This window comes from Pseudonocardia sp. DR1-2 (genome assembly GCF_023717215.1).
Taxonomy (GTDB): Bacteria; Actinomycetota; Actinomycetes; order Mycobacteriales; family Pseudonocardiaceae; genus Pseudonocardia; species Pseudonocardia alni.
This window is the reverse complement of sequence record NZ_JAMQOF010000007.1, coordinates 86,992-109,228: the sequence shown is the minus strand read 5'-3', so window position 1 is coordinate 109,228 and position 22,237 is coordinate 86,992. Positions and strand designations below refer to the sequence as shown.

Sequence of the window (22,237 nt, the reverse complement as noted above, 5' to 3'; positions counted from 1 at the left end):
CGTGACCCGCCTTCCGGGATCGACCTACCGGCTGCAGCTGTCGGCCGACCAGACCTTCGCCGACGCCGCCGCGCTGACCGGCTACCTGGACCGGCTGGGGATCGGGGCGCTCTACGCCTCGCCGCTGCTGGAGTCCACGGCCGGATCCACCCACGGCTACGACGTGACCGACCCGACCCGGGTGTCGGGTGAGCGCGGTGGTGAGCAGGGGCTGCGGTCACTGCTCGCGACGCTGCGCGAGCACGGGCTGACGATGCTGATCGACATCGTCCCCAACCACGTCGGCGTCGCGAAGCCCGCGGAGAACCCGTGGTGGTGGGACGTGCTCACGCACGGCGAGGCGTCGCGCTGGGCGGGGCACTTCGACGTCGACTGGGGCGCCGGGCCGATCCTGCTGCCGGTGCTCGACGCCGACGAGGAGAAGGCGCTCACCGAGCTGTCGGTGACCGACGGCGAGCTGCGTTACTACGAGCACCGCTTCCCGGTCGCGCCCGGGACCGGCGAGGGCACCGCGCAGGAGGTGCACGACCGCCAGCACTACCGGCTGGTGTCCTGGCGGCGCGGCGCCGCGGAGCTGACCTACCGGCGGTTCTTCGACGTCAGCGACCTCGCCGCGGTCCGGGTCGAGGACCCTGCGGTGTTCGCCGACGCCCACCGCACGGTGCTCGACATCGTGCGCTCCGACGACACCGTCGTCGGGCTGCGGGTGGACCACCCCGACGGCCTGTCCGACCCGGGCGGCTACGCGCGCCGGCTGCGCGCCGAGCTCGGCCCGGGCCGGTGGCTGCTCGTCGAGAAGATCCTCGGGGTCGGCGAGGAGCTCCCGATCTCCTGGCCGGTCGACGGCACCACCGGCTACGAGGCGCTGCGCGAGGTCTGCGGGGTGCTCGTCGACCCGGACGGGGCGGGGCTGCTCACCCAGTTCGCCGCCGAGCACACCGGGGAGAAGCGCTCCGCGCACGCCGTCGAGGACGACGGCCGCCACCTCGTCGTCCGGGAGATCCTGGTCGCGGAGGTGCGCCGGATCGCCGACGCCTTCCGCGCGGGACCCGGCGCCGACTCCGGCACCACCGGGCTCGACCTGGCCGACGTCGCCGCCGAGGACCTGCACGACGCGGTCGCCGAGCTGTTGTGCGGGTTCCCGGTCTACCGCTCCTACCTCACCCCGGAGATCACCGAGGGCCGGGCGGCCGCCGACACCGCGGTCGCGGTGGCGCGCACCCGTCGCCCCGACCTGGCCGCGGTGCTGGGTGCGCTGCACTCCGGGCTGGTCCGCGAGCCCGGGTCGGACTACGCGACCCGGCTGCAGCAGACCTCCGGGATGGTCACCGCGAAGGGCGTCGAGGACACCGCCTTCTACCGGTACAACCGGCTCGTCGCGCTGAACGAGGTCGGGGGGGACCCGGCCCGGTTCGGGGTGACGCCCGAGGAGTTCCACACCGGGCTCGCCCGCCGGGAGGCCGGGCGGTCGCGCACCATGACCTCGCTGTCCACGCACGACACGAAGCGCTCCGAGGACGTCCGGGCGCGGCTCGCCGTGCTCGCCGAGCGTCCCGCGTCGTGGGCGGCGAAGGTCCGCGAGTGGTCGGTGCGCCACCCGCTGCCGGACCGGTCGCTGGAGCTGCTGGCCTGGCAGTCGCTGGTCGGGGCGTGGCCGATCCCGGCCGACCGGCTCGCGGGCTACCTCGGCAAGGCCTCCAAGGAGGCCAAGCTGGTGACCTCGCACATCGACGCCGTCGCCGAGGTCGACAAGGCGGTCGCGGCCTGGCCGGGCCAGGTCCTCGCCGACACCGAGCTCGTCGCCGAGATCGAGGCCTTCGTCGCGGAGATCGCCGAGCCCGGCTGGTCGAACTCGCTGTCCCAGAAGCTGCTGCAGATGGCCGGGCCCGGCGTGCCGGACGTCTACCAGGGCACCGAGCTGTTCGAGTACTCGCTGGTCGACCCGGACAACCGGCGCCCGGTCGACTGGGACGCCCGGCGCGCGATCCTGGATCGTCTCGACGCCGGCGAGCAGCCGCCGGTCGACGGAGGCGGTGCGGCGAAGCTGCTGGTCACCTCGGCGACGGCGCGGCTGCGGCGGTTCCGCCCCGAGCTGTTCAGCGGCTACGGCCGGGTCGACGCCCAGGGCACCGCGGCGGAGCACGCCGTCGCGTTCTCCCGCGGCGGGGGCGCGCTCGTCGCCGTCGCGACCCGGCTGCCCGAGGGGCTGGCCCGCCGCGGCGGGTGGGGCGACACCCGGCTGCCGCTGCCCGGCGGCTTCGACGACTGGCACGACATGATCGCGAACCGGCCGGTGGACGGGCCCGCGCCCGCGCTGGCCGACCTGCTGGCCCGCTACCCCGTGGCGCTGCTGGTCCGCCCCGCCTGACCCGGCACCGTCCGCCCTCCGGGCGGTCCCCAGGGGAACCCTCGTAGCGCTCTACGCCACGAAAGTTCCCCTGGGGGCACCCGGGGCGGGGGTCAGGGCTCCTCGACGACGTGCACCGCGGCCTCCTCGGCCGAGGCGCCGGCGCCGTCGATGCCGGCGTCGCCCGCGACGAGGTCCTTCTCGCCGCCGTCGCTGCCGTCGAAGCTCGCGTCGTCGATCGTGAGGCGACCGGCGCGGCGGTCGCCCACCTCGTCGTCGGCGAGCAGCTCGCCGTCGGTGCCCGGGGCGTCCCCGAGCAGGTCGCCGGTGGCGTCGTCGACGTCGGAGAAGTCCTCGCGGGAGTCCGGGTCGCCGACCACCCCGGCCGCCCGGGCGTCGTCGCGGTCCTCCGCGTCGGCGGTCGCGTCGAGCTCGGCCGCCCAGGTGTCGGGCTCCTCGTCGGCGAGGCGCTCGTCGAGGGTCTCGTCGTCGCGGTCGTTCCAGGGCCGCTCGGGCGGCGAGTAGCCCTCGTCCAGCACGTCGGCCACGCCGCCGTACTCCAGGGTGTCCTCGGGTTGGAGCTGCGCGTCCTGGTCGAGGTCGTCGCCTGTGTCGGGGTCGCTCATCGGGGCAGCCTAGCGGCGCGTGACCCGGCCCACCCCCCGCCGGGCGCGCGCGGACCCCACCGGGTGCGGAAGGATCGTCGTCCGTGACGGAGTTCGCCGTGTGGGCCCCCGACAGGAACCGCGTCAGCGTGCTGGTGGGTGAGCAGCGGATCGCGCTCGACCCCGCCCCGGGGGGCTGGTGGCACACGGACCAGCCCGACCACGGGCACGGGACCGACTACGCGTTCCTGCTCGACGACGACGCCACGCCGCTGCCCGACCCCCGCTCCCGCTGGCAGCCGAAGGGGGTGCACGAGCTCTCCCGCGTCTACGACCACGACGCGTTCTGGTGGACCGACGACACCTGGACCGGCCGCGCGCTGGCCGGGTCGGTGCTCTACGAGTGCCACATCGGCACCTTCACCGACGGCGGCACGTTCGACTCCGCGATCGGCCGGCTCGACCACCTGGTCTCGCTCGGGATCGACCTGGTCGAGGTGCTGCCGGTCAACGCCGTCGACGGCCCGGTGAACTGGGGCTACGACGGCGTCGGCTGGTACGCCGTCACCGAGAACTACGGCGGCCCCGACGCCTTCAAGCGCTTCGTCGACGCCTGCCACGCGCGTGGCCTGGGCGTGGTCCTCGACGTCGTCTACAACCACCTCGGGCCGTCCGGGGCCTACCTCGACCGGTTCGGACCGTACTTCGCCGGCTCCAACATCTGGGGCCCGTCGCTGAACCTCGACGCCGCGGGCTCCGACGAGGTCCGCCGCTACATGATCGACAACGCGCTGATGTGGCTGCGCGACTTCCACGTCGACGGGCTGCGCATCGACGCCGTCCACGCGCTGCGCGACACCCGCGCCCAGCACGTGCTGGAGCAGCTCGCCGTCGAGGTGACCGCGCTGGAGGCACACGTCGGCCGCCCGCTGTCGCTGATCGCCGAGTCCGACCTGAACGACCCGAGGATGATCACCGCCCGGGAGGGCGGCGGCCACGGCCTCGACGCCCAGTGGGCCGACGACGTCCACCACTGCCTGCACACCGTGCTCACCGGCGAGTCCCAGGGCTACTACGGCGACTTCGCCGAGGCGGGCCTCGACGGGCTCGCGCACGTGCTCACCCGCGGGTTCCTGCACGAGGGCACCTGGTCGTCGTTCCGGCGGCGCAGCCACGGCGCCCCGATCGACACCGCCCGCATCCCCGGCTCGCGGCTGGTCACCTACCTGCAGAACCACGACCAGATCGGCAACCGCGCCACCGGCGACCGGCTCACCCACACGCTGTCCCCCGGCCTGCTGGCCTGCGGCGCGGCGCTGCTGTTCACCTCCGGGTTCACCCCGATGCTGTTCATGGGCGAGGAGTGGGGCGCGCGGACGCCGTGGCAGTTCTTCTCCCGCTTCGGCGACCCGGGCCTGCAGAAGGCCGTCCGCGACGGCCGTCGCGCCGAGTTCGCCGACCACGGCTGGGACGACGCCGCCGAGGTGCCCGACCCGAACGCCGAGTCCACCTTCACCGACTCCCGGCTCGACTGGTCCGAGCCCGAGCAGGAGCCGCACGCGACGCTGCTGCGGATGCACCGCGAGCTCATCGCGCTGCGCCGCGCCTGGCCGGAGCTGTCGGACCCGTGGCTGGACCGGATCGGCGTCGACGTCCACGAGCAGGCGCGCACGCTCGTCGTCGCCCGCGGGCGGATGCGGGTGGTGGTGAACCTCGGTCCGGAGCCGGTGACGCTGTCGCTCGGGTCGGAGATCACCCGGATCCTCCTGGCGTCCGAGCCGACGACGAGTGACGGCTCCTCGTTCACCGTTCCGGCGGAGGCATTCGCCATCTGCCGCGTGGCGGAGTAGCGAGAGCCTCTCGCGTCACCCGTCCGAGTGCCCTCGTTCACCTGTTCGCCGGACACGTGACACCGCCGGGCCACACGAGACTGCGAGGGTCTGCGAGGTCGCGACGGTGCGATCCCGCGTTCGCCCCTGCGACAGACGTGAGGTCACGTGACGTCCACCCCCACCCGGTCCGCCTCGACGCCGACGGCGCCGGGTACGACCTCGCACCCCCCGCCGCGGCGACGGCGACGCTTCACCGCCCGGGACCGGCACGACTTCTGGGTGTTCCTCGCCCTGGTGCTGCCCAACGCCGCGCTGATCGTCGCCTTCGCCTACCGCCCGGTCATCGAGAACGTCCGGTACTCGCTGCTGAACTGGACCCTCGGGTCACCGTCGGCGACGTTCGTGGGGCTCGGGAACTACGTCACGTTCCTGACCTCGCCGTCGTCGGCGGAGATCGTCTGGACGACGCTGGTGTTCACCGTCGTGACCGTCGGCGGGTCGATGGTGCTGGGTCTGCTGATCGCGCTGGCGCTCAACCGGCGGGTGCCGGGGACCGGCGTCGCGCGGGCCGCGGTGTTCTCCCCGTACGTGCTGTCCGGGGTCGGTGTCGGGCTGGTGTGGCTGTTCGTGTTCGACCCGTCGATCGGGGTGCTCGGCGCGGTCGTGCGGGCCTTCGGCGGGACCGCACCGGACTTCTTCAACGACCCGTCGATGTCGCTGGCGATGATCTGCATCGTCTACGTCTGGAAGAACATGGGCTACGCCGCGGTGATCTACCTGGCGGGCCTGCAGTCGATCCCGAAGGACCTCCTGGAGGCCGCGGCGCTGGACGGGGCGTCGTCGACGCGGACGTTCTTCCGGGTGGTGCTGCCGCTGCTCTCACCGGTCACGTTCTTCCTGGTCGTGACCAGCGCGCTGAACTCGCTGCAGGCCTTCGACCTGATCCGGATCATGACCCCGCTCGGCCAGGGCACGACCACGCTGATCTACGAGGCCTACCTGCAGGCGTTCGGGTCGAGCAACCGGGCCGGCTACTCGGCGGCGGTGTCGACGGTGCTGTTCGTGGTGCTGGTGGTCTTCACCCTGGTCCAGCTGCGGTGGATGGAACGGCGGGTGCACTACGCATGACCACCACCGCTCCGGAGCCCCGGTCGTCCCGCGCGCTGTCGCCGCGGGCCCTGTTCGAGGTCGTGACCAGTGCCTACGTCCCGCTGCTGGTCGCCGTGCTCGTCGTGCTGTTCCCGCTGCTGTGGATGACGCTGTCGTCGTTCAAGCCGCTGACCGAGATCATCACCCAGACCCCGGCGCTGCTGCCCGCCGCGCCGACGACGGAGAACTACTCCACCGTCGCCGAGCGCCTGCCGTTCGGCCGGGTGTTCCTCAACTCGGTACTGGTCACCGCGGTCGGTGCCGCGCTCAAGGTGGCGCTGGCCGTGTTCACCGCCTACGGGCTGGTGTTCGTCCGCTTCCCGTTCAAGAACTGGATCTTCGCCGGGCTGCTGGTGACGCTGATGGTGCCGCCGCAGGTGGCGCTGCTGCCGAACTACACGCTGATCACCGCGCTCGGTGGCGCGGACACCTACTGGGGCATCGTCCTGCCCGGTCTCGGGACGGCGTTCGGCACGTTCCTGCTGCGCCAGCACTTCCGCACGCTGCCGCCGAGCCTGCTCGAGGCCGCGGAGCTCGACGGCGCCGGGCACTGGCGCCGGCTCACCCGGGTCGTCCTGCCGGTGTCCGCGCCGACCGTCGCCACCGTCGCGCTGATCACCATCGTCTACGAGTGGAACGACTACCTCTGGCCGCTCGTGATCATCTCGAAGCCGGAGATGATGACGCTGCCGGTCGGGCTCACCCTGCTGGCCAACGTGGACAACCGGGCCGCGGCCTACGGCCAGCTCATGGCCGGGTCGGTCGCCGTCATCGTGCCGGTCCTGATCGTCTTCATCGCGCTGCAGCGCCACATCATCGCCGGGCTGACCCAGGGTGCGGTCAAGGACTGAGACCGCTCCCCGCTCCTCCTCCCACCCCGAAAGGACGCCAGCTGCCATGCATCTCGACCGTCGCGGATTCCTGAAGTTCGCCGGCATCACCGGCGCCGCCGCGGCGCTGGCCGCCTGCGGTGGCCCCTCCACCAGCGGCGGCGGGCCCGCCGCCGTCCCGGAGGTCGACTACTCCGGCGTGCAGCCGGCGAAGGAGATCACCTGGTGGACGAACAACCCGGGCAGCTCGGAGAAGGTGTCGCGGCAGATCATCGACGCCTACCAGCGGGCCAACCCGGGCACGAAGGTCAACCTGGTGACCGCGGGCGCGAACTACGAGGAGATCGCGCAGCGCTTCCAGACCGCGCAGGCCGGCGGCGGCTCCCAGCTGCCCGACCTCGTCGTGCTCTCCGACGTCTGGTGGTTCCGCTACTACATGCAGCGCTCCATCGTGCCGATGGACCCGCTGATCGCCGCGACCGGCATCGACACCGCCGACTACCGGCAGCAGCTGATCGAGGACTACCGCTACGACGGCAAGCTCTGGGCGCTGCCCTGGGCCCGCTCGACGCCGATCTTCTACTACAACAAGGCGCACTGGCAGAAGGCAGGCCTGCCCGACCGCGCGCCCGCGACCTGGGCCGAGATGGCCGAGTGGGGGCCGAGGCTGCAGGCCGCGGGCACCGGTGCGCAGAAGGCGTACCAGCTCCCCGCCCTGGCCGACTACGCCGGCTGGTCGTTCCAGAACAACCTCTGGGGCGAGGGCGGTGCGTGGTCGGACGAGTGGGACGTCACCTGCGACTCCCCCGAGGCGGTCCGCGCGGTCTCGGCCCTGCAGAACGCGGTGACCTCGGGCTGGGCCGGCGTCGCCGCCACCGACGGCACCACCGACCTGGGTGCCGGGGCGGTCTCGGCGACGGTCGGCTCCACCGGCTCGCTGGTCACCGTGCTCGACGCGGCCCGGTTCGACGTCGGCGCCGGCTTCCTGCCCGCGGGCCCGGTCGCCGGGCCGGTGTGCCCGACCGGCGGCGCGGGGCTCGGGATCCCGGCCGGGGTCCCGCCGGAGCGCCAGCTCGCCGCGGCGGCGTTCGCGAAGTTCCTAACCAGCCCGGAGAACACCGTGCTGTTCTCCCAGGCCACCGGCTACCTGCCGCTCCGGACCTCGGCCGACACCGGCCCGCTGCTCGCCGAGACCCCGCTGCGCAAGATCGCCATCGACCAGCTCGACCGGACCCGCACCCAGGACCGGGCGCGCGCGTTCTTCCCGGGCGCCGACCAGGAGATCGCGCGGACCTGTGCCAACATCCTCAACCAGCGGGCCGACGTGCAGGGCGAGCTCACCACCCTCAAGGGCACACTGACCCGGATCTTCGACACCGACGTGAAGCCCAACATCTGATGGCGGGACGCTGACATGGCAACGGTCACCTACGACTCGGCGACGCGGATCTACCCCGGGTCGGACACCCCCGCCGTCGACGGGCTGGACCTGGAGATCGCCGACGGCGAGTTCCTCGTGCTCGTCGGGCCCTCCGGCTGCGGGAAGTCGACGTCGCTGCGGATGCTCGCGGGCCTGGAGGACGTCGACGCCGGCGCCATCCGGATCGGCGACCGCGACGTCACCGACGTCCGGCCCAAGGACCGCGACATCGCGATGGTGTTCCAGAACTACGCGCTCTACCCGCACATGACGGTCGCCGCGAACATGGGCTTCGCGCTGACCAACGCGGGCCGCCCGCGCGACGAGATCGCCCGCCGCGTCGCCGAGGCGGCCAAGATCCTCGACCTGGAGGGGCTGCTGGACCGCAAGCCGCGTGCCCTGTCGGGCGGGCAGCGTCAGCGGGTCGCGATGGGCCGGGCCATCGTGCGCGAGCCCGCCGTGTTCTGCATGGACGAGCCCCTGTCCAACCTGGACGCGAAGCTGCGGGTGTCCACCCGCACCCAGATCGCGTCGCTGCAGCGGCGTCTGGGTGTCACCACCGTCTACGTCACCCACGACCAGGTGGAGGCGATGACGATGGGCGACCGCGTCGCGGTGCTCTCGGGCGGGGTGCTGCAGCAGTGCGCCACCCCGCGGGAGCTCTACGAGCGGCCGGTGAACGCCTTCGTCGCCGGGTTCGTGGGGTCGCCGGCGATGAACCTGGTGACGGTGCCGGTGGACGGCTCCGGGCAGGTCGCCCTGGGTGGGGCACAGATCGCGGTACCGGCCTCGTCGTCGGGCACGGTCACGGTCGGGATCCGGCCGGAGGACCTGCGCCCGGCCGGTGCCGGGGACGGGCTGGAGGTGACCGTCGACGTCGTCGAGGAGCTGGGTGCCGACGCCTACGTCTACGGCACCCTCACCGAGGACATGGGACACGACGGGGCCGGGACGACGCTCGTCGCCCGGGTCGACGCGCGCACCCCGCCGGAGCGCGGGACCCGGCTGCGGCTGGTCCCCGACCCGGACCGCACCCACCTGTTCGACGGCGGCACCGGCGCCCGCCTGGGGTGACCCGGCCTGCCGCCGCCGGTCGTGCCGCGCAGCGTGGTGATCCGCAGCCCGCGCGCTGATCCGCTCGGCGCGCGTGTCCGGACGCGCGCGCGGCGCGGATCACCGCGCGGATCGGCGATCACCGGTGAGCGCACCGCGGCCCCGCACCCGTGACGGGTGCGGGGCCGCGGTCCGTGTGCGGTCGGCTCAGATGAGGCCGAGCTTGGCGACGGTGTCGCGCTCCTCGACCAGCTCCGCGACGCTCGCGTCGATCCTCCCGCGGGAGAACTCGTCGATCTCCAGGCCCTGGACGATCTTCCACTCGCCGTTCTCGGAGGTGACCGGGAACGAGGAGATGATGCCCTCGGGGACGCCGTAGGAGCCGTCCGACGGGATCGCCGCGGAGGTCCAGTCGCCGGCCGGGGTGCCGTTGACCCAGTCGTGGACGTGGTCGATGGCGGCGTTCGCGGCCGACGCGGCCGACGACGCGCCCCGGGCCTCGATGATCGCGGCACCGCGCTTGGCGACGGTCGGGATGAAGTCGTTCTCCAGCCACTCCCGCTCGACCTGCTCGGCGGCGATCTTGCCGCCGACCTCGGCGTGGAAGAGGTCCGGGTACTGGGTGGCCGAGTGGTTGCCCCAGATCGTGAGCTTGCTGATCTCGTCGAGGCCGACGCCGAGCTTCGTCGACAGCTGCGCCAGCGCGCGGTTGTGGTCGAGGCGGGTCATCGCGGTGAACCGCTCGGCCGGCACGTCGGGCGCGGAGGCCTGGGCGATCAGGGCGTTGGTGTTGGCCGGGTTGCCGACGACCAGGACGCGCACGTCGTCCGCGGCACCGGCGTTGATCGCCTTGCCCTGCGGGCCGAAGATGCCGCCGTTGGCCTCGAGCAGGTCGCCGCGCTCCATGCCCTTGCTGCGGGGGCGGGCGCCGACGAGCAGCGCGACGTTGGTGCCGGAGAACGCGGCGTTCGCGTCGTCGAAGATGTCGATGCCGCGTAGCAGCGGGAAGGCGCAGTCGTCGAGCTCCATCGCGGTGCCCTCGGCGGCCTTCACGGCCTGCGGGATCTCCAGCAGGTTCAGCTTGACCGGGGTGTCGGGCCCCAGCAGCTGCCCGGAGGCGATCCGGAAGAGCAGCGCGTAACCGATCTGGCCAGCGGCTCCGGTGACGGTAACGGTAACGGGGGTAGCAGACACGCCACGGACCCTAGCCCTGATCGCGCCCGCGTACCGCGACGGGGAGCACACCCACCGCCACGCGTGGCGGGAACCACACCGCCGGTAGCGTGGGGCGTGATGCGTGACGTCCCGGTGACCGGTCGTGCACCGGCGCCGGACCTGGCCCGCGGCGCGGCGCTGCTGCTGATCGCCGTCGCGAACGCCCACACCTTCGTCACCCATCGCGGCATCGGGGTGCGCACCTACCCGCTCGACCCGACCGGCGTCGACGCCTGGCTCGCCGCGGCGCAGCTCACCCTGGTCGACGGCCGGGCCTATCCGCTGTTCGCGCTGCTGTTCGGCTACGGCATCGCCGGGCTCGCCCGCCGTGCGGCCCGCGACGGTGCCGGGCCCGAGCAGGTCCTGGCCCTGGTGCGTCGCCGGGGCGGGGCGCTGTTCGCCGTCGGAGCCGCGCACGCGGTGCTGCTGTGGCACGGGGACTTCGTCGCCGCCTACGGGCTGATCGCGGTGGTCCTCGCACCGGTGCTGGTCCGTGGGTCGACCGCGGTGCTGGTGCTCACCGGGGTGGCCGCGACGACGCTGCTGGCGCTGCTCTACGCCCCCGTCGCGCTGACCCGGTCCGACGCGGCGTCGGCGTCGCCATCGCTGGTCGCGCCGGACGTGCTGTCGGCGGCGGTGGAGCGGTTCGGCGAGTGGTTGTTCGGCAACCTGCTGATCAGCGCGGTCGGGCTCCTGGGCGCGGCGGTCGCGGGGGTGCTCGTCGCCCGCGCCGGGTGGCTCGACGCCCCGGCCCGGCACCGGCGGGCGCTGCGCCGGGTCGCCGTCGCGGGGATCGGGGCCGGGGTCGTGGGCGGCGTGCCGCTGGGGCTGGTCGCCGCCGGGGTGTGGGCGCCGTCGGAGCCGGTGGCGCTCGTGGTCGGGGTGCTGCACGCGGTGACCGGCTACGCGGCCGGGGCCGGGTACGCGGCCGCCGCGGCGCTGGTGGTGGCCCGGGGGTCGGCGACCCGGCCGGTCGCGGGCGCGCTGGTGGCGCTCGGGCGACGGTCGCTGAGCGGGTACCTGGCGCAGTCGGTGGTGTTCGTCGGTCTGTTCCCGGCGTGGACGCTGGGGCTGGGGGCCGGTCTGCCGCTGTGGGCGGCGACGCTCTGCGGGGCCGGGGTGTGGCTGCTGACCGTCGTCGCGGCGGTGGTGGCCCGGCAGCGCGGACGGCGCGGGCCCGCGGAGGTGCTGCTGCGGCGGCTGACCTACGGCCCCGCGCCCGCCGCGGCCCGCTGACCCCGCGCCGGTCCACCCGGGCCGGCGTCGACGGCCGCGGGGCCGCGGCCCGCCTCGCTACCCTCGCCGCATGAGCGGCACCCGCGGCGACGGCACCCACGGCGACCGGGCGGACGACGGCCGGGACGGCGGCGCCGCCGTCCCGGGCTCCGGGCCGGACGGTCCGCCGCCCGCGTGGCAGGGCGCGACCGGCTGGTCCGGGGTGGACCCGCTGCCGTCCGGGTCCGCGGAGGTCGGGCCGCACGCCCCGCTGCCCGGCGCGCCGCCGTACCCGCCGGGCACCGAGCCGGAGCGGGCCGCGGTCGCCGACCGGTCGGCGGCGCTCCCGCGGCCGGCCGCGGTGCTGCCCCGGTGCCTGGCCGCGACGGCCGGCTGGGTCGCGGTGGCACTGCTGCTCGCGCTGGCCACCGGGGTCGCGTCCTGGCCGCTGCGCGGCGTCGCCCTGCTCGTCCCCTGGGGGCTCGCCGCGGTCGCGCTGGTGTTCCCGGCCCGGCGCGGCGTGGGGCCCGGCGGGCTGGTCGCGCTGGCGTTCGCCCCGTTCTGGCTGGTCCACGCGTTCCTGGTCGGCCTGCTCGGCTGGTGAGCCCGGATCAGCTCGCGGGCGGGACGTTGACGTTGCGGTGGAAGACGTTGTCCGGGTCGTAGACCGCCTTGACCGCGGCGAGCCGTGCATAGTTGGGGCCGTAGGTGGCGCGGACCCGACCGGTGTCGTCGCCCATCATCGCGTTGACGTACACGCCGGCGCCGAGCGCGTGCGGGGCCATCGCCGCGGCCAGGCCCCGGACCCAGTCCCGCTCCGCGGCGAGGCCCTGCGGGTCGGTGGTGAGCCCGACCGCGAACAGCCCGAGCCGCGGGCTGCGGCCGCCGCCGAACGCGGTCGCGTCGTCGTCGACGGCGGAGAAGGCGCCGTCGAGGGTGTACAGGTGCACGACCGACATCGGCGAGACCTTCCGCGCGACGTGTGCGGCGAGGTCCTCGACGGCCGCGTCGGTCAGCGACGGCAGGAAGCAGCCCTTCTCGTAGCAGTGCACGCCCCAGCCGTTGGCCTCGTCGAACATCTGCTGCAGCGCCGTCCAGGGCATCGGGGTGCAGAACTCGAACAGCCGGTCCGGCAGCGTCGCGCGGAGCAGGTCGTGCACCTGCTCCGCGTCCGGGTCCGGGACGGCTCCGGTGGTGCCGACGACGATCACCGCCCACCCGGGACGCAGGCGCACCTCCTCCGGGACGAACGGGGCGGGCGGTGCGTTCACGGCGACGATCTGGAACCCGACCGTCGACGGCAGCCGCCCGATCGCGTCGCGGGCGGCGCGCAGCAGGGCCGGCCCGTCGTCGAGGCCGCAGAAGAACATCCCGACCGACACGAGCGGGCCGACCGGTACCGCCGTGAACTCGAACTCGGTGACGATGCCGCAGTTGCCGCCCCCGCCGCGCAGCGCCCAGAACAGGTCGGGGTGCTCGTCGGCGGCGGCCCGCACGACCCGGCCGTCGGCGAGCACGACCTGCGCCGACACCAGGTGGTCGACGGTCAGCCCGGCCCGCCGGGTCAGCCAGCCCATGCCACCGCCGAGGGTCAGCCCGCCGACACCGGTGTGCCCGATCTCCCCGGCCGGGACCGCGAGCCCGTGCTCCTGGGTGGCGGCGTCCATCCCGCTCAGCAGGGCGCCACCGCCCACCCGCACCCGGCGGGCCTCCGGGTCGACGACGACGGCGTCGAGGTCACCCAGGTCGATCACCAGGGCGCCGTCCCCCGCGCTGTGCCCGGCGGAGTTGTGGGCGCCACCGCGGACGGCGACCTCCAGCCCGGAGGTCCGGGCGTGGTCGAGGGCGGTCACGACGTCCTCCACGTCGGCGCAGCGGACCAGCACGGCCGGCCGCTGGTCGATCGCGGCGTTCCAGACCCGCCGCGCGGCGTCGTAGCCGGGGTCGGCGGGTCCGAGGACGGGGCCCCGCACCCGGGCGCGGAGGAGTGCGACGTGGTCGACGGTGGCGGTCATGGCGGTTCCCCCGTATCGGCGGGTCGATGGACGACGGCGGTCCACCGTGTCCCCCGTCACAGCTGCTGTCACGGTCCCGACCCGGATTTCGTCACGGTTGACGACGGCGAACCGGACCCGTGCCACGAATGGCGCACGTCGCTGCAGCGCGCAATGATGCCCGTCACACCACCGAAGGAGGCCCCCGTGGACGGTCACGACCCGCAGGTGCTGATGATGGCCGACGTCGCCGACCGGTGGGTGGTGCGCTGCGACTGCGGGTGCGGGGTCCTCACCGAGTACGCCACCCGGGAGGAGGCCGACGAGGCGGCGGAGCAGGCCCGCGCCGAGGCCGCTCCCCCGGCGGCGCGCGAGGAGGTCGTCGACGACGCCGGGCGGGCCCCCGAACGGATCTGACCGCCGGGGGAACCCGGGTCAGTCCCGGCGCCGCGAGGTGATCACTCCGGTGTCGAACCCGGCCAGGTGCAGCCCACCGGCGAACCGCGCGTGCTCGACCTTGAGGCAGCGGTCCATGACGACGGTCAGCCCCGCGCTCTCGGCGCGGCGGGCCAGGTCCTCGTCGAACAGCCCGAACTGCAGCCAGAACGTCGACGGGACCGGGTCGAGGGCGAGGACCTCGTCGAGCACGCCGCCGAGGTCCTCCGGCCGCCGGAACACGTCGACCAGGTCGGGCGCCACCGGCAGCTCCGCCAGCGACGGGTACACCGCGCGCCCCAGGATCGTGCTCGCGTTCGGGTTCACGAAGTACACGTCGAAAGCGGTCGAGGCCAGCAGGTAGGTGGCGACGAAGTTGCTGGCGCGGGCCGGGTTGGGGCTCGCCCCGACGACGGCGACGGTGCGGGTGTCGCGCAGGATCTGCTGCCGCCGCCACGCGGGCGGGTTCTCCCAGGTCACGCGGTCTCCTTCTGCGAGGCGGTGAGGGCCTGGTCGAGGTCCCAGACGATGTCGTCCGGGTCCTCCAGCCCGACCGAGATCCGGATCATGTCCTCGGGGACGCCGGCGTGCTCCAGCTGCTCGGTGGTCAGCTGCTGGTGGGTGGTGGACCCCGGGTGCAGGACGAGGGTGCGGGCGTCGCCGACATTGGCGAGATGGCTGCACAGCTGCACCGCCTCGATGAACCGCGCCCCGGCGGCCCGGCCACCGCGCACCCCGAACGCGAACACCGCGCCCGGCCCCGCGGGCAGGTACCGGCGAGCCCGCTCGTGGTGGCGGTGCGACGGCAGCCCGGGGTAGGTCACGTACTCCACCCGCGGGTCGGCCTCGAGCCACTCGGCGACCTTCTGCGCTCCGGCCACGTGGGCCTCCATCCGCTGCGGCAGCGTCTCGACGCCCTGCATCAGCAGGAAGGCCGAGTGCGCGGACAGCGTGGCACCGACGTCGCGCAGCTGCTCGGCCCGCAGCTTGGTGAGGAACCCGAGCTCCTGGAAGTTGCCCCACCAGGTGAGCCCGCCGTAGGACGGGACCGGCTCGGTCATCCCGGGGAAGCGGCCGTTGCCCCAGTCGAAGCGGCCGGACTCGATCACGACGCCGCCGAGGGTGGTGCCGTGCCCGCCGAGGAACTTCGTCACCGAGTGGATCACGATGTCCGCGCCGTGCTCCAGCGGCCGGCACAGGTACGGCGTCGCCAGCGTCGCGTCGATGATCAGCGGGAGCCCGGCCGCGTGCGCGACCTCGGCGAGCCCGGCGATGTCGGCGACCTCGCCGCCCGGGTTGGACACGACCTCGGCGAAGACGAACTTGGTGTTGTCGCGGATCGCGGCGGCGTAGTCGGCCGGGTCGGTGCCCGGCACGAAGGTCGTGTCGACGCCGAAGCGGCGCAGCGTCACGTCGAGCTGGGTGATGGTGCCGCCGTACAGCCCCGCCGCGGCGACGGCGTGGTCCCCCGCCCCGGCGAGCGCGGCGAAGGTGAGGAACTCGGCGGCCTGCCCGCTGGCCGTGCACACCGCGCCGATGCCCCCGTCGAGGCTGGCCAGGCGTTCCTCCAGCGCCGACACCGTCGGGTTGGCGATCCGGGAGTAGATCAGCCCGTACTTCTGCAGCGCGAACAGCGCCGCGGCGTCGTCGGTGTCGCGGAAGACGTAGCTGGTCGTCTGGTGGATCGGCACCGCCCGGGAACCGGTCGCGGCGTCCGGCACCGTCCCCGCGTGCACGGCCCGGGTGCGGAAGCCCCAGGCCCGGTCCTGCTGATCATCGCGCTCGCTCACACCCCCCATCCTGCCCCGGCTACAGGTGGTCGCGCAGGAAGGCCCGTACCCGCTCCGTCGCGTCCGTCGCCGACGGCTCGTGGTACTCCGCGTGCAGCGGCGTCCGGCGCGCCACCGCGCCCTTCACGCCCGGCGTGCGCGTCATGAACGAGTGCCCGGCCTCGGGGTAGACGACGACGTCGTGCGGGATCCCCCGCTCGGTCAGGTCGGCCTCCAGGCGCTGCGGGTAGCCGTCGGCGAACTGGGCGTCCCGGCCGCCGAAGCTGGCGACGACCGGACAGACCGGTTCCACCTCGACGCCGGCGCGGCCGTAGAACGGCACCGCGACCCGGTACAGACCGCTCTGGGACAGCAGCATCGCGAACCCGCCGCCCATGCAGAACCCCATGACCCCGATCCGGTCGGCGTCGACGGTGGGCTGGTCGGCCAGCCAGCGCCGCGCGGACTCGCAGTCACCGAGCGCGGCGCCGCGGCCGGTGGCCATCGTCGCCACCGTCGAGGCGATGCACAGCGGCTTCACCCGGCCGCGGGCGAACAGGTCCGGGATCAGCACGGTGTAGCCCTCGCGGGCCAGCTCGCGGGCGATCCGGCGCATCTCCGGGGTCATCCCGAAGATCTCGTAGATCATCACGATCGCCGGGCCCGGGGTGGTGGTCTCGGGGCGGGCCAGGAAGCCGGGCAGCCTGCCGCCGTTGACGCTGGGCAGCGAGATCTCGGACTCGACGGTCATGGGCGTGCGTCCCTCCCGGCGCGCGGGACCCGGACGAGTCCCTCCTGCATGGTGGTGGCGACCAGGCGGCCGTCGGCGGTGAAGAAGCGGCCGCTCGCGAGGCCGCGCCCGCCCGACGCGGCCGGCGAGAAGCACGAGTACAGCAGCCACTCGTCGGCCCGGAACGGCGCGTGGAACCACATCGCGTGGTCCAGGCTCGCCATCTGCAGCCCGGTCCGGGGCACGTCGTGGCGGGCGACGACCGAGCCCAGCAGGGTCAGGTCGCTGGCGTAGGTGAGCAGGCACACGTGCAGCAGCGGGTCGTCGGGCAGCTCGCCGTCGGCGCGCAGCCACAGCCGCATCGGGTCGTCGGACGGACCGGGGTGGTCCTGCGACCAGGACGGCTCGTCGATCAGCCGGATGTCCAGCGGGCGCGGCAGCCCGGCCATCCAGCCGCCGTCGCCGCGGGCGGCGCGGGTGCCGAGGTCGTCGACGGCGTCCGGCGCGGGGACGTCCGAGGGCATCGGCTGGGAGTGCTCCAGGCCGTTCTGCGGCAGCTGGAACGACGCCGACAGCGAGAAGATCGGCTCGCCGCGCTGGATGGCGAGCACCCGGCGGGTGGTGAACGACCGGCCGTCGCGGACCCGCTCGGTCTCGTAGACGATCGGGATGCTCGGGTCCCCGGGCCGGATGAAGTAGGCGTGCAGCGAGTGGACGCCCCGGTCGGCCGCCACCGTGCGGCCCGCGGCGACCAGCGCCTGGCCCGCGACCTGCCCGCCGAACACACGGGGCAGCGACACCGGCGGGCTCACCCCGCGGAAGAGGTTGTCCTCCAGCCGCTCCAGGTCCAGCAGCGCGACCAGGTCGTCGAGGACGGCCTGGCCGCGCGGTTCACCGTCGGCGGCGGTCTGCGCGGTTGCGGAATCGGCACTCACGGTCGGTGAGTATGCCCAACCGGCCTCAGGCGTGGTCGTCCTCGCCCAGACGGTGCACCCGGATCAGGTTGGTCGAGCCGACCGTGGAGGGCGGCGACCCGGCGACGACGACCACCAGGTCACCCGGCTTGAACCGGCCGATCGAGAGGATCGCGTGGTCGACCTGGCGGATCATGGCGTCGGTCGAGTCGACCTTGTCGACCAGGAACGTCTCGACGCCCCAGGTCATCGCGAGCTGGCTGCGCACCGCGGGCTCCGGGGTGAACGCCAGCAGCGGGAGCCGGGTGTGCAGCCGGGCCAGGCGGCGCACCGTGTCACCGGACTGGGAGAACGCGACCAGCGCCCGCGCCGAGAGCCGCTCGCCGATGTCGCGGGCGGCGTAGGACAGCACGCCACGCTTGGTGCGGGGCACGTGGTTGAGCGGCGGCACGTCGGCCGGGCCCGCCTCGACGGCCTCGACGATCTCGGCCATCGTCCGCACGGTCTTGATCGGGTAGCGGCCGACGCTGGTCTCACCGGACAGCATCACGGCGTCGGTGCCGTCGAGGACGGCGTTCGCGACGTCGGAGGCCTCGGCGCGGGTCGGGCGCGAGCTGGTGATCATCGACTCCAGCATCTGGGTCGCGACGATGACCGGCTTGGCGTTCTCCCGCGCGATCTGCACCGCGCGCTTCTGCACCAGCGGCACGTTCTGCAGCGGCAGCTCCACGCCCAGGTCACCGCGGGCGACCATGATGCCGTCGAAGGCGAGCACGACGGCCTCGAGGTTGTCGACGGCCTCCGGCTTCTCCAGCTTCGCGATCACCGGGACGCGGCCGGCGCCGGTGTTGTCCATGATCTTGTGGACGAGGTCGATGTCGGCGGGGCTGCGCACGAACGACAGCGCGACGACGTCGACCCGCAGCGACATCGCGAACTCGAGGTCCGCGATGTCCTTGTCCGACAACGCGGGCACCGAGATGTTCATCCCGGGCAGCGACAGGCCCTTGTTGTCCGAGACGGGGCCGCCCTCGGTGACCCGGCAGACCACGTCGTTGCCGTCGACGGCGACGACCCGCAGGCCGACCTTGCCGTCGTCGACGAGCATCCGGTCGTCGACCTGGGCGTCCTGGGCGAGGCCCTTGTAGGTGGTGGAGACCCGGTCGGGGGTGCCGGCCACGTCGTCGACCGTGATCCGCACCTCCTCGCCGGTCGCCCACTCGGTGGGCCCGTCGGTGAAGCGGCCGAGCCGGATCTTCGGGCCCTGCAGGTCGGCGAGGATGCCGACGGCGCGCCCGGTCGAGTCGGCGGCGGCGCGGACCATGTCGTAGACGCGCTTGTGGTCGGCGCGGTCCCCGTGGCTGAAGTTGAGCCGGGCCACGTCCATGCCCGCCTCCACGAGGTCACGGATCCGGTCCGGGGTCGCCGTGGCCGGACCGATGGTGCAGACGATCTTGGTTCGACGTGTCACGACTATCAGGGTAGCGCTGTCTGGAACGATCAGGACGATCGGAACCCGGCCTGTCGGCGTCCGGTCCGACGGTGTTCATCCCGGCGGTCACCGGTGGAGCAGACTGGGGGCGTGCGCGTCCAGCCGTTCGTCCTGTCGGTCCTGCTGAGCCTGGTGGTCCTGTTCACCCCGGCGTCCGGGGTCCCGACGGCGCCTCCGGGCACCGACAAGGTCGTCCACCTGCTGCTGTTCGCGCTGCTGGCGTGGACCGGGCGGGCCGCCGGGATCCGGGTGTGGCCGCTGCTGGGCGGGCTCGTCGTCTACGCCGCGGCGTCGGAGGTGGCGCAGGCGCTGCTGCCGATCGGGCGCAGCGGGGACGTCCTCGACGCACTCGTCGACGTCGCCGGGGCGGCACTCGGGGTGGGGCTGGCCGTGCTGGTGGCGCGCCGACGGCCGGACCGCGAGACGTCGTCGCGGCTCTGAGCCGGAACCGGTCCCCACGGCCGCCCGTGGGACCGGTCGGCCGGCTCAGCCGGAGGGGCGCTGGGTGGCGTCGGCGAAACGGGCCAGGGTCGCCGCGATCGCACGGGTGTAGCGGTCCAGCTTCACGGTGTCGACGTTGCCGATCCGGTCGCAGGCCGAGTGGTAGCAGCCGTCGTAGGCCCGGCCCGCCTCACCGCCCCAGAGCTGGGCCTGGGAGCGGGACTTGGTGTCCTCGTCCCCGGTGACCGCGCCCGCGACCGGGATGCCGACCTCGGCGAAGGGGCCGTCGTCGTCGCCGTAGAGGCCGATGGTCTCGGGCTGCGGTGCGCCCGCCGCGGCCAGCTCCTCGGCCAGCACCGAGGCGACGACGCCGGACCCGGACGGGCCCCGCTCCTCGTCGTCCTCGCCGCGGCCGCCCTGCACGAAGTAGCCGCCGTTGGGTGAGCCGAGCATGTCGGCGTTGAGGTAGAGCAGGTGGTGCTCGCGCTCCTCCTCCGACAGGGACCGCACGTAGCCGGTCGAGCCCTGCAGGTCGTCCTCCTCCGAGCCCCAGAACCCGAACGAGACGGTGGCGCCGACGCCCGGCTGCGGGCCGAGCGCGGTCGCCGCGGCGAGCAGCCCGGCGATGCCGCTGCCGTCGTCGTTGATGCCGGGGCCGGCGCGCACGGAGTCGAGGTGGGCGCCGGCGAGCACGATCCGGGCGGGGTCGCCGCCGCGGGTGCGGGCGACGACGTTGCGCAGCTCGCGGCCGTCCCCGGCGTCGTAGGTGGGGGTGGTGACGTCGAACCCGGCGTCGCGCAGCACGCCGGCGACGTAGTCGACCGTCGCGTCGTAGCCGGGGGTCCCGGCGGCGCGGTTGCCGCCGTTGTCGTCGGCGATGCGTTCCAGGGCCCGCAGGTGCGGCACCGCGGCCTCGCCGGTCGCGGCGCCCGTGACCTGCTGGGACAGCGCCCCGGCGGGCGGCGGCGCGGTGGCGGGCCCGGCGGCGGTGCACCCGGCGACGACGAACGCCGCCGTCACCAGCGCCAGCAGCCCGTCCCGGCTGCGCCGGCCCCGCGTCCGCCCCTGCACTCCCATGCCCACTCCCCCGTGCGTCGACCCGGACCGCGTCGGCCCCTCCGCGGTGTTCGTACCCCGGCCGTCGTCCGGATCACCGCGCAGGTTGTCGACCGTGTCACGGAAACCCGTCGGGCGCCGCCCGGACCGTCGGCGCGGCCGCGGCGGGTCAGCGGCGCGGGAGCTCGCTGGGGCCGACGTGGTCGTCGAGCCACTCGGTGACCGGGCGGGAGGCCCGCCACACCGTGCGGACCCGGTCCCGGGCCCGCGGGCGGTGCAGCACGTCGTCCGGCGGCCAGCTCCGCGACACGTAGAGCCCCTTGTGCCGCAGCAGGTCGAGCCGCGGATGGCCGGGATCGGTGCCGCGCGGGCGGGTCCTGAGCGTCGCGCCGTCGACGGTGAGCCCGGCGGCGCGGGCGGTGTCGAGCCGGGCCCGCAGGTCCTCGCCGCGGCGCTCGTCGTCGACGCTCTCGCGGTAGCGGGTCAGCTGGTCGGGCGCCATGTAGTAGTAGCCGCCCGCGGCGAGCATCCCGTCCGCGGACACCTCGACGTAGAACGGCTCGGCGAAGCCGCCGCAGTGGGTCTTGTACGGCGTCTTGTCCGCGGCGAAGCGCACGTCGCGGTAGGGCCGGAACACCTTGCCCGCCCCGAACTCCGGTTCGAGGTCGGCGAGCAGCGCCGTCATCGGGCCGCGGACGTCGCTCTCGTAGACCTCGCGCTGGTCGGTCCAGTACGCCCGGGAGTTGTCGGCGAGCAGGCCGTCGTAGAACTCGACGGCGCCGTCGCCGAAGCCCGCGAACGCGCTCACGCGTCCTCGTGCTCCTGGGGCTTGCCCTGCTCCCCGGGCGCGGTGGTGTCCGCAGGCTCGGGCGCGACGACGTCCTCCCGACCGCGCCGGGCGAACGCGACGTAGAGCACCGCCCCGACGAACACGACGGCCGAGACGACGACGTTGATCCGGACGTCGCCGAACACGCGGGTCGCCGGGTCGGTGCGCATGAGCTCGATGAAGAACCGGCCGAGGGTGTAGCCCGCGACGTAGAGCGCGAACACCCTGCCGTGGCCGAGCCGGAACCGGCGGTCGGCCAGCACGATCAACGCGGCGACGACGAGGTTCCACAGCAGCTCGTAGAGGAAGGTGGGGTGCACGACCGCGATCGGCGTGGGGTCGAGCGCGACGCCGCCGAGCGGGTCCTCCAGCCCGGTCGCGGGGTCGACCCGGCGGTAGATCTCCAGACCCCAGGGCAGCGTGGTCGGGCCGCCGTAGAGCTCCTGGTTGAACCAGTTCCCGAGCCGCCCGATCGCCTGGGCGACGATGATGCCGGGCGCGACCGCGTCGGCGAACAGCGGCAGCGGGACGCCGTGGCGGCGGCAGCCGATCCAGGCCCCGACCCCGCCGAGCGCGATGGCGCCCCAGATCCCGAGCCCGCCGTTCCAGATCTCCAGCGCACCCCACGGGTTGCCGCCGGGGCCGAAGTAGGTCCGCCAGTCGGTGGCGACGTGGTAGAGCCGCCCGCCGAGCAGGCCGAACGGCACCGCCCACACCGCGACGTCGAGCACCGTCCCGGCCCGCCCGCCGCGCGCCTGCAGCCGACGCTCGCCCCACCACAGGGCGACCGCGATGCCGGCGATGATGCACAGCGCGTACGCCCGGATCGGGACCGGGCCGAGGTGCCAGACACCGCGGTCCGGGCTGGGGATGGACGTCGGGAGCGCCGCGGCGAGCGTGACGAGCACGGC

General features: G+C 74.1%; 21 protein-coding genes. 10 read left to right on the top strand and 11 right to left on the bottom strand.

All coding sequences use genetic code 11. The features are described 5' to 3' along the window. Position 1: 1 nt before the first annotated feature. Entirely contained in the window at positions 2-2,368 is a 2,367-nt protein-coding gene (gene treY / locus ND486_RS21125) for a malto-oligosyltrehalose synthase (protein WP_251786094.1), read from the top strand. A 92-nt stretch (positions 2,369-2,460) separates the two neighbouring features. Here the strand turns inward: treY and ND486_RS21120 are convergent, their stop codons facing one another. Next, positions 2,461-2,973 (bottom strand): DUF5709 domain-containing protein, encoded by a 513-nt coding sequence (locus tag ND486_RS21120; protein WP_251786092.1) that lies wholly within the window; start codon positions 2,971-2,973, stop codon positions 2,461-2,463. Positions 2,974-3,056: 83 nt separating this feature from the next. Between ND486_RS21120 and treZ the strand changes: the two genes are divergently transcribed. From treZ to ND486_RS21095, 5 genes are all read left to right on the top strand, one after another. Further along, positions 3,057-4,802: a malto-oligosyltrehalose trehalohydrolase gene (gene treZ, locus ND486_RS21115; RefSeq protein WP_251786090.1), complete on the top strand. Its 1,746-nt coding sequence runs from the start codon at positions 3,057-3,059 to the stop codon at positions 4,800-4,802. Positions 4,803-4,949: 147 nt separating this feature from the next. Further along, a complete protein-coding gene (locus ND486_RS21110) occupies positions 4,950-5,912 on the top strand; it encodes a carbohydrate ABC transporter permease (RefSeq protein ID WP_251786088.1) in 963 nt (320 codons plus the stop codon). Further along, positions 5,909-6,784: a carbohydrate ABC transporter permease gene (locus ND486_RS21105; protein ID WP_251786086.1), complete on the top strand. Its 876-nt coding sequence runs from the start codon at positions 5,909-5,911 to the stop codon at positions 6,782-6,784. The genes ND486_RS21110 and ND486_RS21105 overlap by 4 nt, the downstream gene beginning before the upstream one ends. A gap of 46 nt (positions 6,785-6,830) precedes the next feature. Then, positions 6,831-8,162, top strand: a complete 1,332-nt coding sequence (locus tag ND486_RS21100) for an ABC transporter substrate-binding protein (RefSeq protein WP_251786084.1) — start codon at positions 6,831-6,833, stop codon at positions 8,160-8,162. 15 nt (positions 8,163-8,177) lie between these two features. Next, complete coding sequence (locus tag ND486_RS21095; RefSeq protein WP_251786082.1) at positions 8,178-9,257, top strand: ABC transporter ATP-binding protein; 1,080 nt, start codon at positions 8,178-8,180, stop codon at positions 9,255-9,257. Between the two features lie 186 nt (positions 9,258-9,443). On the opposite strand, the gene ND486_RS21090 is transcribed toward ND486_RS21095, so the two are convergent. After that, positions 9,444-10,430: a malate dehydrogenase gene (locus ND486_RS21090; RefSeq protein WP_251786080.1), complete on the bottom strand. Its 987-nt coding sequence runs from the start codon at positions 10,428-10,430 to the stop codon at positions 9,444-9,446. A 99-nt stretch (positions 10,431-10,529) separates the two neighbouring features. On the opposite strand from ND486_RS21090, the gene ND486_RS21085 reads away from it, so the two are divergent. Further along, positions 10,530-11,687, top strand: coding sequence for a DUF418 domain-containing protein (locus ND486_RS21085; protein WP_251786078.1), 1,158 nt, complete (start codon positions 10,530-10,532; stop codon positions 11,685-11,687). Positions 11,688-11,757: 70 nt separating this feature from the next. Next, complete coding sequence (locus ND486_RS21080; RefSeq protein WP_251786076.1) at positions 11,758-12,270, top strand: hypothetical protein; 513 nt, start codon at positions 11,758-11,760, stop codon at positions 12,268-12,270. 7 nt (positions 12,271-12,277) lie between these two features. On the opposite strand, the gene ND486_RS21075 is transcribed toward ND486_RS21080, so the two are convergent. Then, a complete protein-coding gene (locus ND486_RS21075) occupies positions 12,278-13,681 on the bottom strand; it encodes an FAD-binding oxidoreductase (RefSeq protein ID WP_251786074.1) in 1,404 nt (467 codons plus the stop codon). 186 nt (positions 13,682-13,867) lie between these two features. Between ND486_RS21075 and ND486_RS21070 the strand changes: the two genes are divergently transcribed. Then, positions 13,868-14,077 (top strand): hypothetical protein, encoded by a 210-nt coding sequence (locus tag ND486_RS21070; protein ID WP_251786071.1) that lies wholly within the window; start codon positions 13,868-13,870, stop codon positions 14,075-14,077. 18 nt (positions 14,078-14,095) lie between these two features. On the opposite strand, the gene ND486_RS21065 is transcribed toward ND486_RS21070, so the two are convergent. Genes ND486_RS21065 through pyk form a run of 5 tightly spaced genes read right to left on the bottom strand, consistent with a single transcriptional unit; the run spans position 14,096 to position 18,979 of the window. Continuing rightward, positions 14,096-14,575: a CoA-binding protein gene (locus ND486_RS21065; protein ID WP_251786069.1), complete on the bottom strand. Its 480-nt coding sequence runs from the start codon at positions 14,573-14,575 to the stop codon at positions 14,096-14,098. Beyond that, complete coding sequence (locus ND486_RS21060) at positions 14,572-15,885, bottom strand: O-acetylhomoserine aminocarboxypropyltransferase/cysteine synthase family protein (protein WP_374231525.1); 1,314 nt, start codon at positions 15,883-15,885, stop codon at positions 14,572-14,574. The genes ND486_RS21065 and ND486_RS21060 overlap by 4 nt, the downstream gene beginning before the upstream one ends. Before the next feature lie 19 nt (positions 15,886-15,904). Beyond that, on the bottom strand, positions 15,905-16,615 hold the full coding sequence (locus ND486_RS21055; RefSeq protein ID WP_226356289.1) for a dienelactone hydrolase family protein: 711 nt from the start codon (positions 16,613-16,615) through the stop codon (positions 15,905-15,907). Further along, positions 16,612-17,529: an acyl-CoA thioesterase II gene (locus ND486_RS21050; protein ID WP_178375207.1), complete on the bottom strand. Its 918-nt coding sequence runs from the start codon at positions 17,527-17,529 to the stop codon at positions 16,612-16,614. Before ND486_RS21050 ends, ND486_RS21055 begins: the two co-directional genes overlap by 4 nt. A 25-nt stretch (positions 17,530-17,554) precedes the next feature. Then, positions 17,555-18,979 (bottom strand): pyruvate kinase, encoded by a 1,425-nt coding sequence (gene pyk / locus ND486_RS21045; protein WP_251786066.1) that lies wholly within the window; start codon positions 18,977-18,979, stop codon positions 17,555-17,557. A gap of 111 nt (positions 18,980-19,090) precedes the next feature. Here pyk and ND486_RS21040 point away from each other — a divergent pair, with 111 nt between their 5' ends. After that, a complete protein-coding gene (locus tag ND486_RS21040) occupies positions 19,091-19,441 on the top strand; it encodes a VanZ family protein (protein ID WP_251786064.1) in 351 nt (116 codons plus the stop codon). Positions 19,442-19,486: 45 nt separating this feature from the next. Here the strand turns inward: ND486_RS21040 and ND486_RS21035 are convergent, their stop codons facing one another. The 3 genes from ND486_RS21035 to lgt all read right to left on the bottom strand — a co-directional run bounded on the left by ND486_RS21035 (position 19,487) and on the right by lgt (position 22,234). After that, positions 19,487-20,518: a M28 family peptidase gene (locus ND486_RS21035; RefSeq protein ID WP_251786062.1), complete on the bottom strand. Its 1,032-nt coding sequence runs from the start codon at positions 20,516-20,518 to the stop codon at positions 19,487-19,489. 148 nt (positions 20,519-20,666) lie between these two features. Continuing rightward, entirely contained in the window at positions 20,667-21,305 is a 639-nt protein-coding gene (locus ND486_RS21030) for a DUF2461 domain-containing protein (RefSeq protein ID WP_251786061.1), read from the bottom strand. Next, positions 21,302-22,234: a prolipoprotein diacylglyceryl transferase gene (lgt, locus tag ND486_RS21025; protein WP_251786059.1), complete on the bottom strand. Its 933-nt coding sequence runs from the start codon at positions 22,232-22,234 to the stop codon at positions 21,302-21,304. Before lgt ends, ND486_RS21030 begins: the two co-directional genes overlap by 4 nt. Between the last annotated feature and the right edge of the window lie 3 nt (positions 22,235-22,237).

Bases quoted from the DNA above. Each gene is read 5' to 3' on its own strand.
- ND486_RS21120 (WP_251786092.1), bottom strand. From the start codon at position 2,973: ATGAGCGACCCCGACACAGGCGACGACCTCGACCAGGACGCGCAGCTC.
- ND486_RS21105 (WP_251786086.1), top strand. From the start codon at position 5,909: ATGACCACCACCGCTCCGGAGCCCCGGTCGTCCCGCGCGCTGTCGCCG.
- ND486_RS21100 (WP_251786084.1), top strand. From the start codon at position 6,831: ATGCATCTCGACCGTCGCGGATTCCTGAAGTTCGCCGGCATCACCGGC.
- ND486_RS21095 (WP_251786082.1), top strand. From the start codon at position 8,178: ATGGCAACGGTCACCTACGACTCGGCGACGCGGATCTACCCCGGGTCG.
- ND486_RS21085 (WP_251786078.1), top strand. From the start codon at position 10,530: ATGCGTGACGTCCCGGTGACCGGTCGTGCACCGGCGCCGGACCTGGCC.
- ND486_RS21080 (WP_251786076.1), top strand. From the start codon at position 11,758: ATGAGCGGCACCCGCGGCGACGGCACCCACGGCGACCGGGCGGACGAC.
- ND486_RS21075 (WP_251786074.1), bottom strand. From the start codon at position 13,681: ATGACCGCCACCGTCGACCACGTCGCACTCCTCCGCGCCCGGGTGCGG.
- ND486_RS21055 (WP_226356289.1), bottom strand. From the start codon at position 16,615: ATGACCGTCGAGTCCGAGATCTCGCTGCCCAGCGTCAACGGCGGCAGG.
- ND486_RS21035 (WP_251786062.1), bottom strand. From the start codon at position 20,518: ATGGGAGTGCAGGGGCGGACGCGGGGCCGGCGCAGCCGGGACGGGCTG.